The 14999-nt window shown below is 64.7% G+C and carries 14 protein-coding genes; 5 read left to right on the plus strand and 9 right to left on the minus strand.

From position 1 onward, the window contains the following. Positions 1 to 22: 22 nt before the first annotated feature. Positions 23 to 322: an NHLP-related RiPP peptide gene (locus tag ACDH77_RS01205; protein ID WP_008572251.1), complete on the minus strand. Its 300-nt coding sequence runs from the start codon at positions 320 to 322 to the stop codon at positions 23 to 25. A 161-nt stretch (positions 323 to 483) separates the two neighbouring features. Here ACDH77_RS01205 and ACDH77_RS01210 point away from each other — a divergent pair, with 161 nt between their 5' ends. Next, positions 484 to 1644 (plus strand): putative peptide maturation dehydrogenase, encoded by a 1161-nt coding sequence (locus ACDH77_RS01210; protein ID WP_039417208.1) that lies wholly within the window; start codon positions 484 to 486, stop codon positions 1642 to 1644. A 229-nt stretch (positions 1645 to 1873) separates the two neighbouring features. Here the strand turns inward: ACDH77_RS01210 and ACDH77_RS01215 are convergent, their stop codons facing one another. The 4 genes from ACDH77_RS01215 to ACDH77_RS01230 all read right to left on the minus strand — a co-directional run bounded on the left by ACDH77_RS01215 (position 1874) and on the right by ACDH77_RS01230 (position 9110). Continuing rightward, a complete protein-coding gene (locus ACDH77_RS01215; protein ID WP_031420697.1) occupies positions 1874 to 3958 on the minus strand; it encodes a S9 family peptidase in 2085 nt (694 codons plus the stop codon). Positions 3959 to 4057: 99 nt separating this feature from the next. Next, positions 4058 to 6085, minus strand: a complete 2028-nt coding sequence (locus ACDH77_RS01220) for an acetyl-CoA carboxylase biotin carboxylase subunit (protein ID WP_372353681.1) — start codon at positions 6083 to 6085, stop codon at positions 4058 to 4060. A gap of 240 nt (positions 6086 to 6325) precedes the next feature. Then, positions 6326 to 7936, minus strand: a complete 1611-nt coding sequence (locus ACDH77_RS01225) for a carboxyl transferase domain-containing protein (RefSeq protein ID WP_029818300.1) — start codon at positions 7934 to 7936, stop codon at positions 6326 to 6328. Positions 7937 to 7946: 10 nt separating this feature from the next. After that, complete coding sequence (locus ACDH77_RS01230) at positions 7947 to 9110, minus strand: isovaleryl-CoA dehydrogenase (RefSeq protein WP_033837229.1); 1164 nt, start codon at positions 9108 to 9110, stop codon at positions 7947 to 7949. A 128-nt stretch (positions 9111 to 9238) separates the two neighbouring features. Between ACDH77_RS01230 and ACDH77_RS01235 the strand changes: the two genes are divergently transcribed. From ACDH77_RS01235 to ACDH77_RS01245, 3 genes are all read left to right on the plus strand, one after another. Further along, positions 9239 to 9859 carry a TetR/AcrR family transcriptional regulator gene (locus tag ACDH77_RS01235; RefSeq protein ID WP_031420701.1) on the plus strand — a complete coding sequence of 207 codons (621 nt, stop codon included), beginning with the start codon at positions 9239 to 9241 and terminating at the stop codon, positions 9857 to 9859. An 86-nt stretch (positions 9860 to 9945) separates the two neighbouring features. Next, the gene (locus tag ACDH77_RS01240; RefSeq protein WP_031420702.1) at positions 9946 to 10320 is read left to right on the plus strand and encodes a hypothetical protein; all 375 of its coding nucleotides are present in this window, start codon (positions 9946 to 9948) and stop codon (positions 10318 to 10320) included. Beyond that, positions 10317 to 10841 (plus strand): RES family NAD+ phosphorylase, encoded by a 525-nt coding sequence (locus ACDH77_RS01245; protein ID WP_008572268.1) that lies wholly within the window; start codon positions 10317 to 10319, stop codon positions 10839 to 10841. The genes ACDH77_RS01240 and ACDH77_RS01245 overlap by 4 nt, the downstream gene beginning before the upstream one ends. Positions 10842 to 10947: 106 nt before the next feature. Here the strand turns inward: ACDH77_RS01245 and ACDH77_RS01250 are convergent, their stop codons facing one another. The 4 genes from ACDH77_RS01250 to ACDH77_RS01265 all read right to left on the minus strand — a co-directional run bounded on the left by ACDH77_RS01250 (position 10948) and on the right by ACDH77_RS01265 (position 14032). Further along, on the minus strand, positions 10948 to 11283 hold the full coding sequence (locus ACDH77_RS01250) for a DUF3325 domain-containing protein (RefSeq protein ID WP_014089036.1): 336 nt from the start codon (positions 11281 to 11283) through the stop codon (positions 10948 to 10950). Continuing rightward, positions 11280 to 12899, minus strand: coding sequence for a PepSY domain-containing protein (locus tag ACDH77_RS01255; RefSeq protein ID WP_277575196.1), 1620 nt, complete (start codon positions 12897 to 12899; stop codon positions 11280 to 11282). The genes ACDH77_RS01250 and ACDH77_RS01255 overlap by 4 nt, the downstream gene beginning before the upstream one ends. Further along, positions 12896 to 13207 (minus strand): DUF3649 domain-containing protein, encoded by a 312-nt coding sequence (locus tag ACDH77_RS01260; protein ID WP_008572273.1) that lies wholly within the window; start codon positions 13205 to 13207, stop codon positions 12896 to 12898. Before ACDH77_RS01260 ends, ACDH77_RS01255 begins: the two co-directional genes overlap by 4 nt. Positions 13208 to 13387: 180 nt before the next feature. After that, positions 13388 to 14032, minus strand: coding sequence for a DUF4198 domain-containing protein (locus ACDH77_RS01265; protein ID WP_109290517.1), 645 nt, complete (start codon positions 14030 to 14032; stop codon positions 13388 to 13390). Between the two features lie 281 nt (positions 14033 to 14313). Here ACDH77_RS01265 and ACDH77_RS01270 point away from each other — a divergent pair, with 281 nt between their 5' ends. Continuing rightward, positions 14314 to 14832 (plus strand): c-type cytochrome, encoded by a 519-nt coding sequence (locus ACDH77_RS01270; protein ID WP_008572280.1) that lies wholly within the window; start codon positions 14314 to 14316, stop codon positions 14830 to 14832. Positions 14833 to 14999 lie beyond the last annotated feature (167 nt).

Consider the following 14999-nt stretch of genomic DNA (forward strand, 5'->3'; position numbering starts at 1 on the left):
CAGCGTGCCAAAAAGCTGTTCTTTATTTGAGCGTCCTATCGCCGTTGTAACCGGCATCCAGCTGAGGGACGATGTGTGAGGTCCCAGACGTCAGCATGGTGTTGATCTGCTCACGCGCACCTGCGATTACATCCTTATCTGCCAACTGGATATTGCATGCGCAATCGCGAACGAATGCCTCGATGTCGTCGCCAGGTGCGGCGATGTGCCCAACCTGTCGTAGTGCCTCTAATGTGTCTGAGACGAATAATGCACGAAAGGCATCATCGGTAGATAGTAGATCGATCAGGTTGCTTGCAACAGCAGGTTCAAGCTTCAGCATTGGCATCGCTGGCACTTCAGTGGGATGAAGTAACACATAGCGGCTCTAACGGGGCTGGCTTGAGCGGTATCAGGCATTGGCTCAAGTTAGGCAACGGCGGGGCGTTATTCCTGGAGCAGAAATATCTGCACACGGTGTACCTCAGATCGCTGGAGAAGATGATGCTGGTCAAGCGTTGCGCAATTGTCGTGCTGGAGCCACGTGAGACCGTGTCTTACACATTGGACAGTCTTCTACGAGGCGGCAATGGGCTGGACCATTCGATGCAGTGGTTTGCGCTCGCGCCGCATCTCGATGCCCCGGTGGCCGTGTCAGAAGCTCAGCGGGCGTTGCTGGGTGAGCTTAGTCCCTCGCACTGGACGACCCGCTTGCCATACGAGAGTGAAGCGCTTGACGGCTTGATCGCGCAGGGCCTGGTGCTGGAGGAACAAACGCAAGGCAGCAGGTTTGCTAAAGCCGATTCGCGTCTGAGGGCCTCGCACTGGCATCCGCTTGCCGCGGTGCTGCACGCATTTACGCGATGGGATGGGGTAGATGCGGTCAAGAACACCCGGGATTCTGGCACCGATACAGCGGTGGCAATGCGGCGTGTCTTGGGGCCTGCGCCCCCGGAAGTGTTGCCGGCAAATGACCGTCGAACACTCATCGGCCTGCCGCCCATGGTCGCAAACGATTTCGATGACCTGCTGGGACGGCGTGTCACTTGTCGTAATTTCGATCAGAGCAGACCCGTTCCTCTACCGACGTTCGCCCACATGTTGCAGCGGGTGTTCGCTGCTCATGCCAAGGTAAAGGTGGGCGATGACCTGGTTTTTCTTAAAAAGAATGTGCCTTCCGGTGGTGGCTTGCATCCTATCGAGGCATACATTTTGGTGAGGAACGTCCAAGATCTGGAATCTGGCGTCTACCACTATCGTGCAGATAGTCACGCCTTAGAGCGTATGTCAGGTCTTGAGTGCTCCGATGACTTCGTCATGCAGGCTGTAGGACAGCAACACTGGTTCGCAGACGCGCATGTACTGGTTGCCTTGGTGCCGCGCTTTGATCGAACCTTCTGGAAATACAGGCAGCATGCCAAAGGGTATCGCGTGGTTGCGTTGGAAGCCGGGCACTTGTCGCAGACGCTGTATCTGGCGGCAACCGACCTCGGTTTGGGGGCGTTTATCACCGGTGCGGTGAACGAAAAACATCTTGAGCGCGCGCTTGGTTTGGACCCGACTTCGCAAGGCGTTCTCGCCGTATGCGGCTTTGGCTGGCGCGCCACGACCATGGTGACGGCAGAGCTGGATCCTATGGGTGCGATTTGGTCCGCAGCGACTTGAGACGTATCGGACAATCGCGTGAGGTCAGTTTGCTCGCTTTCTCGCTATGTCCGAGCGTGTGCCGTTGACGTATTGGTAGCTGCCCTTGATACACCCGGTTTACCCGCCGGTATCTGGCGCCGCTTACTGACAATCCGAGCCGCGCTCCGGTGTTTCGTAGCACCTGCGAAGGCCGACGGCAGAGTGCCGTCGGCTTTCGTTTCCCGGCTAAAGCAAGTCCCGCGCAGGCTTACTTCCGAATCGCCTGCGTATGCGTCTTCAAGGCCTCGCTCAGGCCGTTGATCTTGTCGGCGCCTTCCGGGACGGTGATGCTGGAGCCTTCCAGGTCCGCACCGATCGGTTGCACGCGGCCGCCCAGGCACTGGCTCAGGAAGCTTTCGGTCACGGCGTTGAAGGCCTTGCTGTTTTCCGGGCGGCGGAAGCCGTGGCCTTCGTCGGGGAACAGCACGTAGGTGACCGGAATGTTCTTGGCCTTCATTGCGTTGACGATCTGGTCGCTTTCGGCCTGCTTGACGCGCGGGTCGTTGGCGCCCTGGCCGATCAACAGCGGCTTGCTGATCTTGTCGACATGGGTCAGCGGAGAACGGTCGGTCAGCCACTGCTTGCCGGCTTCGGTGGCGGGGTCGCCCATGCGCCGGGTCAGCTGCTTGTAGAAGCTGGCCCAGTAGGGCGGCACGGTGCCGAGCAAGGTGTTGAGATTGGCCGGGCCCACGATATCCACGCCGCATTTGAAGGCGTCCGGGGTAAACGTCATGCCGACCAGCGTGGCATAGCCGCCGTAGCTGCCGCCCATGATGGCGACCTCGTCCGGTTTGGTGACGCCTTGCTTGACCGCCCATTGCACCGCGTCGAGCAGGTCCTCGTGCATCTTGCCGGCCCACTCGCCATTGCCGGCGTTGGTGAATGCCTTGCCGAACCCGGTGGAGCCACGGAAGTTCACCGACAACACCGCATAGCCGCGGTTGGCCAACCATTGCTCGTACGGCCCGTAGCCGTAGCTGTCGCGCGCCCACGGGCCGCCGTGCACGAACAGCACCAACGGCACCGGCTTGTCGGCCTTGCCGTCGTGGTTGGCATCGGCTTCGGCCGGCAGGGTGAGGTAGCTGATCAGTTTGAGGCCGTCGCGTGCGGTCAGCTCCTGTGGCCACATCGGCACCAGTGGCTTGCCCTCCAGCGCGGGTCGTGCGGAGAACAGTTTGGTCAGCTTGCCGCCATCGGCGCGATCGTAGCGGTAGTACGTGAGCGGGGTTTCTGCCGCGGAATAGCCCACGATCCAGATGCGGTCGTCGAGCGTGCGCGCGGCCACGCTGGCATCGCCGCCGCCAAGGGATTTGAGTTTCTGCAGATCCGCGGCAATGCCGTTGTCCAGCGGCTTCCATTCTTCGCGCAGGTAGTCGGTGGACACCGCCTGCACCGCCCCGGTCTTGGGGTCGTTCAAGGTGGCGCCGACGTCGGCGCGCGGATTTTCGAACAACAGCGTACGTGTGTTGCTGGTCGTGTCGATGGCATACAGCGCTGCGGTGTCGCGGTTGCGCGAATCCTGCATGTACAGCGTCTTGCCATCCTCGGTCAGGCCCTCCGGCGCGGTATTGGTGACGTCCTCGAACGGAATGCGGTCTACGCTCTTCCAGCGGTTGCCATCGGGCACCAGCAACTCCCTGCCGGCATCGTCTGTCGCGCGCGTGGCGTAGCGCAGCTGGTAGTCGCCATCGAGCAGGTACGCATCCAGGCTGTCGGTGTTCTTCTGCACCAGCGTGCGCTTGCCGGAGGCCAGGTCCACGCGGTACAGGTCGTGCCACTTGGCGTCGCGGTCGTTCATGCCGACCATGATCGATTCGGGATGTTGTGCGCTGACCCGATACACCTCGGCATTGGTTTTCTTGAACGGAGTGAGATCCTTGCTGCTGCCGTCAGCCAAATTGACCGAAAACAGGTGGAAATCTTCATCGCCGCCGTTGTCGCGCAGATACAGCAAGGTATTGGGTTGATAGGTCCAGAAGTAATTGCGAATGCCGCGTGCGGTGTCCTTGGTGATCGCACGCGCCTGGTCGGGCGCATCCACCGGCGCCACCCAGACATTGAGCACACCCTCCAGCGGCGCCACCCAGCTGAGGTACTTGCCGTCCGGACTGATGCTGACATTGGCCCGCTCGGGATTGCCGAACAGCGCATCGCGGGTGATTAACGCAGGCGGCGCTGCGGGCGCTGCTGCCGCCGGTGCAGGTGCTGCCGCTTTCTCGGGAGCGGGCGCAGGTTTGTCGCTGCACGCAGACAGCGCGAGCAGCATGCTGGAAACAAGAAGCAGGCGTTGCATGGGAACTCCGGTGGCAAGGCGGCCGGGCCGGCCGATTTGCCACGCTAGCGGCAGCGTGCGTGCAGGCGAACGTGCCGTTGGTCACCCTGCCATGCGCCGCTACGCAGACGCGGACACAAATTCCACCAGCGCGGCACCGTCGTTCACCAGATCGCCTTCGGCCACCAGGTACGCCTGCACGGTGCCATCGCTGGGCGCGTGCAGGGTGTGCTCCATTTTCATCGCTTCCAGCACCACCAGTGCCTGCCCACGGGCGACCGGCTGGCCCACTGCTGCGGGCAGGGACACGATGCGGCCGGGCATCGGTGCGGTCAGTCCGCCGGTGTCCTGGGTGGGCTGGTCGGCTTCTGCCAGTGCATCGTGGTGACGGAAGGCGGCCCGCTGCGTGGCCCCGATCAGGGTCAGCGTGGCGCCGTCGCGCAACACCTGTGCACGCCATTGCCGGCCGTCCATCTCCACGCGCACGTCCGTCTCGTGCCGGTGGTAGCGCACGGCATGCGTCTGGCCTGCGTCGGTGACTTGCCAGCCATCGGCATCCGGGCGCACAGCGAGTTGGCGGCGCTCGCCGTTTGCTTCCAGGACGATGTGCTGCGCTGCATGCGCACCGATGCGCCAGCCGTCCGCGTGCTGCCACGGCGAATGCGGATCGGCTGGATCAACGGCCGCTGGCGGCAATGCATCGGCAATCAACACCGCTGCCAAACACCACCAGGCGTTGTCGGGGCTGCGCGCCTCTGGAAACAGCACGGCGTGTTCGCGCTCGATCAAGGCGGTGTCCAGATTCGCCGATGCGAACGAATCGGTCGCGATCAGGCGCGACAGAAATGCACTGTTGGTGGTGACCCCTACCGCGTGGAATTGCGCCAATGCCGCGCGCATGCGGGCCAATGCAGCCGTGCGATCGGTATCCCAGACGATCAGCTTGGCGATCATCGGGTCGTAGTACGGGCTGATGGTGTCGCCTTGCCCCACGCCTGCATCGACGCGCACATGCGCGCTGGCAGCAGGCATCTGCAACTGACGCAGCGTGCCGGTGGACGGCAGGAAACCGCGCTCGGCATCTTCGGCGTACAGGCGCGCTTCCAGCGCATGCCCGTGGATGCGTAGCTCGTGCTGCCTGCGCGGCAAGCGTGCGCCAGCGGCAACCCGCAATTGCCACTCGACCAGATCGGTGCCGGTGATCAATTCGGTCACCGGGTGCTCCACCTGCAGACGGGTATTCATTTCCATGAAATAGAAATCGCCGTCCGGGCCGGCGATGAATTCCACCGTGCCGGCACCGACGTAGCCCACCGCCTGTGCCGCATCTACCGCCGCCTTGCCCATCGCCGCGCGCCTGGCTTCGCTCATGCCCGGTGCGGGCGCTTCTTCCAGCACCTTCTGGTGGCGGCGCTGCACCGAGCAGTCGCGTTCGAACAGGTACACCACCTCGCCATGCGTATCGCCGAACACCTGGATTTCGATATGCCGCGGCCGCTGGACATATTTCTCCACCAGCACGTGCGCATTGCCGAATGCCGACTGCGCTTCACGCTGGCAGCTCGCCAACGCGTCTTCGAACGCTGCGCTGGTATCCACCCGACGCATGCCCTTGCCGCCGCCGCCGGCACTGGCCTTGATCAACACCGGGTAGCCGATGGCGTCGGCTTGCGCACGCAGGAATGCCGGTGCCTGCTCGTCGCCGTGGTAGCCCGGTGTCAGCGGCACGCCGGCCCGTTGCATCAGTGCCTTGGCCGCACTCTTGTCGCCCATCGCGCGGATCGCCGCCGCCGGTGGGCCGATGAAGACGATGCCAGCGTGTGCGCAAGCCTCGGCAAATGCCGCGTTTTCCGACAGGAACCCATAACCGGGATGGATCGCCTGCGCACCGGTGGCGCGTGCCGCTTGCAGGATTGCTTCGCCCCGCAGATAGCTTTGCTGCGCGGGCGCGGCGCCGATGTGCACCGCTTCGTCCGCCATGCGCACATGTCGTGCATTGCGGTCTGCATCCGAATACACCGCCACCGTCGCAATGCCCAGGGTGCGGCAGGTGGCGATGACCCGGCAGGCGATCTCGCCGCGATTGGCGATCAGGATCTTGTCGAAGGGCGCTTGCGTTGCTGCGGCGATAGGGTCGCGCTGGGTCATCGGATCAGTCTCTGCACGTCGCCGTAGCGGCGGGTCGTCTTACGAAGATAAACGGCTTGCCTGTTGCACACCGACATCGAGCGCAAGCAGGTTTGTTGTCACACGGCGCTGTGTTGCTGCAAGCCACCTGCGCAAACGTCGACGATTGCCGGCACGCATATACACAACCTCACTCCCAGCCTGCACACCAGCATCGGGTGCCGCAGCACGCAGAACCGCGGCTGCAATGCTCCCCCTCACTCACATGCGAAACACGCCAAAGCGCGTGGGTTCGATCGGCGCGTTCAAGGCCGCCGACAATCCCAGGCCCAGCACGCGGCGCGTATCGGCCGGATCGATGATGCCATCGTCCCAGAGCCGAGCACTGGCGTAATACGGATGGCCTTGCTGCTCGAACTGGGCGCGGATCGGCGCCTTGAACGCATCCTCGTCTTCGCCCGACCATGCACCGCCCTTGGCCTCGATACCGTCGCGACGCACCGTGGCCAGCACGCTGGCCGCCTGCTCGCCACCCATCACGCCGATACGCGCATTCGGCCACATCCACAAGAAGTTCGGCGAATACGCGCGCCCACACATGCCGTAGTTGCCCGCACCGAACGAGCCGCCGATCACCACGGTGAACTTGGGCACCTTGGCGCAGGCCACCGCCATCACTAGCTTGGCGCCGTCCTTGGCGATGCCGCCATGTTCGTATTTGCGCCCGACCATGAAGCCGGTGATGTTCTGCAGGAAGACCAGCGGAATGCCGCGCTGCGTGCACAGCTCGATGAAGTGCGCGCCCTTGAGCGCGGACTCGGAAAACAGGATGCCGTTGTTGGCAATGATGCCGACCGGGTAGCCATGCAGGTGCGCAAACCCTGTCACCAGCGTGCTGCCATAGCGCGGTTTGAATTCATCCAGGCGCGAATCGTCGACGATGCGCGCGATCACTTCGCGCACATCGAACGGCTTGCGCGTATCTGCAGGAATCACGCCATATAGTTCGTCGGCGGCATAGCGTGGCGGCAACGGTGCCTGCAGCGCCAGCGATGCGGCAGGTTTGCGCCAGTTGAGCTGCGCGATGATGGCGCGCACGCGCGCCAGCGCCTGCAGATCGTTGTCGGCAAAGTGATCGGCCACGCCGGAGATGCGCGTATGCACATCGGCGCCGCCCAGGTCTTCGGCACTGACTTCTTCGCCGGTGGCGGCCTTCACCAGCGGCGGGCCACCCAGGAAGATGGTGCCTTGCTCGCGCACGATCACCGTTTCATCGCTCATTGCCGGCACATAGGCGCCGCCAGCGGTGCACGAGCCCATTACGCAGGCAATCTGCGGGATGCCGTTGGCCGACAGGTTGGCCTGGTTGTAGAAGATGCGCCCGAAGTGGTCGCGGTCCGGAAACACTTCGTCCTGCAACGGCAGGAATGCGCCGCCGGAATCGACCAGATAGATGCACGGCAACCGGTTTTGCTGCGCGATCTCCTGCGCACGTAAGTGCTTTTTCACCGTCATCGGGTAATAGGTGCCGCCCTTGACGGTGGCGTCGTTGGCCACGATCACGCATTCCACGCCGGACACGCGGCCAATGCCGGCCACCACGCCCGCGCACGGGACCTGGTCGTCGTACATGCCATGGGCGGCCAGGGGGGCGAGTTCCAGCAATGGGCTGCCCGGATCCAGCAAGGCATCGATGCGCTCGCGCGCCAACAGCTTGCCGCGTGCGGTGTGCTTGGCGCGTGCGGCGTCGCTGCCGCCACGCGCGGTCCGGGCGAGGGTGTGGCGCAGGTCGTCGATCACCGCGCGCATCGCGGCGGCATTGTGTTGAAAACTCTCGCCGCTGACCTGCAGCTGGCTATCGATCACGCTCATGGTGGCTCCGTCAGGCGGTGCGTTCGAACAACTCGCGGCCGATCAGCATGCGCCGGATTTCCGAGGTGCCCGCGCCAATCTCGTACAACTTGGCATCGCGCCACAGGCGTCCGGTGGGGTACTCGTTGATGTAGCCATTGCCACCCAGCACCTGGATGGCCTGGCCGGTCAGCCAGGTTGCCTTCTCGGCGGCATACAGGATGGCGCCGGCTGCGTCCTGGCGGGTGGTACGCCCGGCATCGCAGGCGCGCGCCACTGCATACACATACGCGCGGCAGGCATTGAGCCCCACATACATGTCGGCCAGCTTGGCCTGCATCAACTGGAAGGTGCCGATCGGCTCGCCGAACTGCTTGCGCTCGTGCACGTACGGCAGCACCACGTCCATTGCTGCGGCCATCAGCCCGAGCGGCCCGCCGGCCAGCACCACGCGTTCGTAATCCAGCCCGGACATCAGCACACGCACGCCGCCGTTGAGCGTGCCCAGCACGTTTTCCGCCGGTACTTCGCAATCGGTGAACACCAGCTCGCAGGTGTTGGAGCCGCGCATGCCCAGCTTGTCGAGCTTCTGCGCCGTGGAAAAGCCCGGCATGCCCTTCTCCACGATAAAGGCGGTGATGCCGCGCGCGCCGGCGTCCGGGTCGGTCTTGGCGTACACCACCAACACGTCGGCATCCGGGCCGTTGGTGATCCACATCTTGCTGCCGTTGAGCACAAAGCGGTCGCCGCGCGCATCGGCGCGCAGCTTCATCGACACCACGTCCGAACCGGAGCCGGCTTCGCTCATCGCCAGCGCGCCCACATGCTCGCCACTGCACAGCTTGGGCAGGTAGCGTTGCTTCTGCTCGTGGCTGGCGTTCTTGCGCAGCTGGTTCAGGCACAGATTCGAATGCGCGCCATACGACAGCCCGATCGCACCGCCAGCGCGGGAGATCTCTTCCATCGCCACCACATGCGCCAGATAGCCCATGCCGCTGCCGCCGTACGCGTCTTCTACGGTCAGACCGAGCAGCCCTTGTTCGCCGAGCAGGCGCCATAGCTGGGCGGGGAACACGTTATCGTGGTCGGCTGCCGCGGCCAGCGGAGCGATATGGTGGCTGGCGAAGGCGGCCACGCTTTCGCGCAGCAGGTCGATCTCTTCGCCAAGCTCGAAGTTCAAGGACGGCACATGCATGCAACAACTCCACAGGGATCGGGATGTGCCGGGTGGGAGCGGGCGGACCGCGCGGCGGATGCGGCCAGACTAGCGGTCCGCAACAAAAAAGTGAACTAAAATTCAACTATTGAACCAAGAATCACACCATGGCTTATCGACGCTCCGCCCTGATGGAAGAACGCCTGGCCGGCAATCGCGAACGGATCCTGCACGCCGCCCGCGTCCTGATCGCCGAAGGCGGTTACCGCAATGCACCGGTCACCGCGGTGGCCGCGGCGGCGGGCGTATCAACCGGGCAGATTTATCGACATTTCCCGTCGAAAGCCGAACTTTTCGTAGAAGTTCTAAACGAAGCGGTACAGCGCGAGATGGCCATCCTGCGTGCCATTGCGGCCACCCAGGCCAGCGCAGCCGAGCGCCTGCGTAGCGCGATCGCCACTTTCGTTCGGCGGGCGCTGGCCGGCCCGGCATTGGCATACGCCTTCATCGCCGAGCCGGTGGAGAGCGAGGTCGACGCCGAGCGCATCCGCGGCCGCCGCCTGTTCGGCGAGGTGTTTCGCCAGCTGCTTGCCGAAGGCGTGGCGGCCGGGGAGTTTCCGCAGCAGTCGCTGGATGCCGCGGCTGCCTGCATCGTTGGCGCGTTTACCGAGGCCCTGGTGGGGCCGATCGCCCCCAGCCGTAGCGACCCGCAACAGGGCGAGCAACTGGTCGAAGCGATCTGCGGCTTCTGTCTGCGCGCGGTGGGGGCAGCGCAAGCGCGCAGCTGACAGTGCACTGACCGAGCGCATGGATGTGCCTCCCGGATGCAGCTGACTGTGCATATACTGTGCACCTACCTTGCCGGAGCCGTGCGATGGTCGCCGTTCTCAATCCCCTGACCTTGACCGAACGCCTGCGCGTGCCGGACCGAACCATCCTGTCGCCGTCGGCCATGGCCGGTCTGCTGGATCTTTCGCAACAGGAACTGGCCGACCTGGCCGGCGTGCATCGCAACAGCCTGCGCGTGCACCCTGAAAGCCCGCGCGTGCAGGACCTGCTGCGCAATCTGTCGCGGCTGCTGGTGGCGATGGCGCAGGTGCAACCGGACGAGCGCCAGGTGGTGTTCCACCTCAAGAACACGCCGATCCCCGCGTTCGAGTTCGCCACCTTGCTGGAAGTGGTCAAGCAGGGACGCACCGACGATGCGCTGACCTATCTGCGCACGGTCGCCGCAGGGGCCGCCGGTTGAAGCTGAGCGCCCCGGCGCACTGCACGCTCTATCGCGCCTTTACCCCGCGCTGGGCCGCCGAACCGCTGAGCGGTGCCGGTGCGGCGCGCTCGGGTGGGCGTTTCAATCGCTTCGGCCAGCCGGCGCTCTATCTGTCGCTGCAACTGGAAACCGCCGCGGCCGAATATGCCCAGGCCGCCCCGTTCCTGCCACCGTTGACGCTGGTCAGCTACGCCGCCGATCTTCCGGCGCTGGCCGATCTGCGTCTGCTCGATGCCAGCTGGGATGCGGTGTGGGCCGACTGGGCCGACGACTGGCGCAAGGCGCTGGTCAACAAGATCGAACCGGTGAGCTGGGTGCTCGGCGACCTGTTGCGCGAAGCAGAGATTCCCGGCGCGATCTTCCCCAGCATGGCGCGGCCGGAAGGCGTCAACGTGGTGCTGTTTCTGGACATGCTGCAGCCCGAGCGCGTGCTGCAGGTGCTTGACGATGGCCGCCTGCCGCGCGATGGCCGCAGTTGGGGCGACCCGCCGACTGTTTAGCTCGGCGATTCCGTCGGCCGGTCACGCGTGTGCTTCATGCTGCTCGTTGCCGCCGCGTCGGCATGCAAACGCACGCAGTAGACCTCTGATCAGCCGCGAACCACCTTCAACCACTCAGCACCTGCACCACACCCGCCAGCACCGGTGCAGCCACTGCGGCCGGCACGATCGCGCCGCGCCGGTACGGCAGCAGCCACAGCGACAACACCGCCGCACTGGCGGTCAACGTGCCCAGCCACAGCACTGCGCCGATGCCCCAGCCCTGCGCATGCACCGCCAACGCGAAGGTGACACACAGCAGCAACCAACCCAGCACACGCAGTTGGCGCGACCGTGCAGTGCCCAGCAGGCGGCCGCGAAGTTCCAGTTGATGCTTGTCCATCGCCAGGCATAGCGCAGCAAAGCCGGAAAAATTCAGCGCCAGCAACAGCAACACGCTCATGCGCTTTCCTGGATCGGCGCGGTGTGCGGCACGGGCGTTGCGGCAGCCGCAGCGCGCGCGCGTCGTGCCGAAGCCGGCTGCGGCGCTTTCCAACGCTGCAGGCGAAAGGCGGCAATGCCTAGGCTAAGGCCCAGGAACAGGCACACCAGATCCACACCGGCCAGTGCCCATTGCCCGGCCGGCAGCGTCACGCCCAGATGCGCATCGGTGGTGATCGCGTTGAGCACCGGCACCAGCGCGAACAACGCCGCGCCCAGATAGAGCTGCCAGCTCCACATCGCACGCCGCGGCCACACGAATGCGGCCAGCAATGCCGTGGCCCACGCAGCAAAAAACACATTGGCCTCCATCGCTGCACGCGCATCCAGGCCGACCGGCAACACGCGGTTGGCCCAGAAGAAGCTTGCAAAGGCGATCGGCAAACCGGCCACGGTGCCGATATTGAGTGCATCCACCAGGCGCAGCCCGAAACCGATTCGCCCGGCTTTCAGATGCTTGGGGCGTTCTTTCACTGCCCACATCACCACGCCGCTGGCCACCATCAGGCAGCCCAGCAAGCCGGAGCCGAAAAACAGCGCGCGCAGCCATGGCCCGGCGAAATGGGCCAGATGCAGGCCCACCATCACCCCGCGCGTTTGGCTGGCACCGCCCGGCGGCCCGCTGCGTAGCAGGCGCTCGCCGCTCACTGCATCGAACAGGATGGAGGGCACGTCGGTGGAAAGGTTGTCGGCCAACTGGCTCACCCCGACGGCAGCGTGCGCATCGTTGGGCAGTGACACCGCCACATTGCTCACCTGGCCACCACGCCAGTCGCTGCGCGCACGTGCCACGAACTGCTCCAGCGGCAGCATGTGCGCCGGTACACCGGCGGCCTTGCGCGTATCGGCCACCCGGTTGGCCGCCTCGTCGTAGAAGCGCATCTCATCGCCGGCATAGCGCGCCTTGATGCCCCACGGCAGGTACATGAACATCAAGGTCACGATGCCGGTGTAGGTAATCATCGCGTGGTACGGAAGCGCGGTCACCGCGCTGACGTTGTGGAAATCCAGCCACGACCGTAGCCCCTTGCCGGGGCGGAAGGTGAAGAAATCCTTGAAGATTTTCTTATGCGTGATCACCCCGCTGATGATCGCCACCAGCATGAACATCGCGCAGAATCCCACGATGTAGCGCGCCCACATCACCGGTACGTAATGCAGGTCGAAATGCAGCCGGTAGAAGAACTCGCCGCCCAGCGTGTCGCGTGCGGCGATGTCCTTGCCGGTGGCCGGGTCGATGATGGCGGTGCCGTACATCTGCCGGCGCTCTGCCGGTTTGCCGTCGGCGGGCGCGGGATTCTGCCAGTACATGCTCACCACCGGAGTGCGCGGATCCGGCAAGGTGATGTTCCAGCTCACTGCATCGGCTGCGTGTGTCTGCAGATACTGCTCGGCACTGCGCAGCGCGGTGGCGGTGCTCACGGTGGTGGTGGGCAGTTCCGGGCGCATCCAGCGGCTGATTTCGTCGCGGTAATAACTGGCCGTGCCGCCCATGAAGATCAGCAGCAAGACCCAGCCGACCAGCAGCCCGGTCCAGGTGTGCAGCCACGCCATCGATTGGCGAAAGCCCTGCTTCATGCCGCGCTCCGTTGCAGCCACGTGGCCAACGCAAACATCAACGCCGCCGGCACCGCGATGCCGGCCCAGGCACGCCACACGCTGGCGGTGGCGAAGGCCCACAACGGCGCACACGCGCACACCACGATTCCGATCAGCATGCTGGTCAATACCGCTTCACTGCGCGGCATCGGCAGCACCAGTGCCAGCAACAGATTGGTGGCGCTGGCCAGCGCGTAGCCACCGAAGATGGCTGCCAGCGTGCGCGCAAGCACGCCCAGCCAGGGGCGCCTGAACCAGGCAAGCGGCAGGGGCGAGGCGCTGGACATCACGCCACCGCGCGCGATGGACGTGGGGCAACCGCCATACCGCAGCACACCGTTGCCCAGCCGGGTGGGCCGGCAACCGCTAGTGGTTCCCGCGTGTGGCATCGGACGCGCAAGCCCGGCGTCGCGGCCGCGCAGCGGCAGCGCCCGTTCCATGAGTGCGCGGGAGATGTGCCGACCACGCTACTCGGCCAGGAACGTCAGCGTGCTGATGTGATGCACCATCGACACCTGCTTGCCAGCGATCTCGCGCTTCACCGGTTCCTTGTGGGTGGCCACCAGGATGTGACGGCCGGCGCGCAGCGTGGGCAGCCTCACCTGGCCCTTGGCATCGGAGGTCAGCGTCTTCTGCCACTTTTGCGGGTCGATCACCGTCACTTCCACCTTGGGCAGCGGCTTGTTGCGATAAAGCACGGTCAGCGTATTGCGATTGGCAGCGGTGGGAACCAGCTCGAAATCGAGCTTTGCAGCCGGTGTGGCACGGCCGGCGCGTGCGTAATAGCTCACCGTCTCGAAGCCGCCGGCTTCCCCCTTCCACGGCTCGAACACGCTGTCGTCGCTCAACCACGCATCGCCGCTGCCGGCCAGCGGCGCGGTCAGGAACTCGGTCCCGCGCTGCAGCGGGCCGGCTTTGCCGGCAGTGCCGAACACGTTCGGCTTGACCACGCGCTTGATCTCGTCTTCGCCATGGTCCAGCGCGTCCTGCGCCGGTTCGCCGAAGAAGATGCGCACCGGGCCGCTGCCGTCGCGCTCGATCCAGATTTCGTGGGCCTGGGCAGACAGGCTGATGCTGGCCAAGGCCAGGCAGGACAGCAGAAAGGATTTCATCGCGGCGACTCCTCAAGGACGGGACTGGCGAGGCGAGAACCGCGCCACCGTGGTTGTTGGGAATGATACGCAATTCCCACAACGGAGACCAATGCGCGGCATGCGGCGCTGCGGCAATTGGCCAGCCGGGCGGGCGTGCCCGTGGACAGAAGCATCCGCCCACCGGGCGCGCAGCGCCCATCGCTGCGAAAACTGTCATACAGGCTGGTCAGACTGGCGCAAAGTGTGCTCTATACTCCGGCGCTAGCAGAGGTCTTCGACCAACAGCCAGGGGTGAGCGCGTGCGGAATTACGACCTCGAGTTCCTGAAAAAATTCTCGATGGTGATCGGTTTACTCGTGGTGATCACCCTGGGCCTGATCGCCCTGGCAGCGTATTTGCAACGCGCTATCCCCGACGAAGTCTCGCCCACCGCCGCAAAACGTGTGCAGCAACGCATTGCGCCTGCCGGTGCGGTGTATGCCGGCGCCACTGGCGCGTCCGCGCAGGCCGCAGCCCAGGCCGCGGCGCTGGCCAAGGCCGCCTCGCAGTCTGCTTACGGCGGTACGACCGACGGCAAGACCATCTTCAACAACCTGTGCACCGCCTGCCACACCACCGGTGTCGGCAAGGCGCCCACGCTGGACCATTCGCATTGGGATGCACGCATCGCACAGGGCAAGGACACCTTGTACAAGCACGCGATCGAGGGCTACACCGGTCCGGATGGCGGCATCATGCCTCCCAAGGGCGGCAACCCGGCGCTGACCGAAGAGCAGGTGCGCGCCACTGTCGATTGGATGCTGGGCAACCTCAAGTAAGGGCTCGGCAAGTCGGCGGAGGAGGATGGGTCTGCGATTCCCGCCTGGTACCGCGCATTGGCTGTGTTGCGCGCCCGATCGAACGCCTCGCGTGCAGAGGTGACCTAGGCGCTGCAGCACTGCATCAGTGCACGCGTTAGCCGCATCACGGTTGCGCAGCGTATGTG

The organism is Xanthomonas axonopodis pv. maculifoliigardeniae (genome assembly GCF_041519315.1).
Taxonomy (GTDB): Bacteria; Pseudomonadota; Gammaproteobacteria; order Xanthomonadales; family Xanthomonadaceae; genus Xanthomonas; species Xanthomonas euvesicatoria.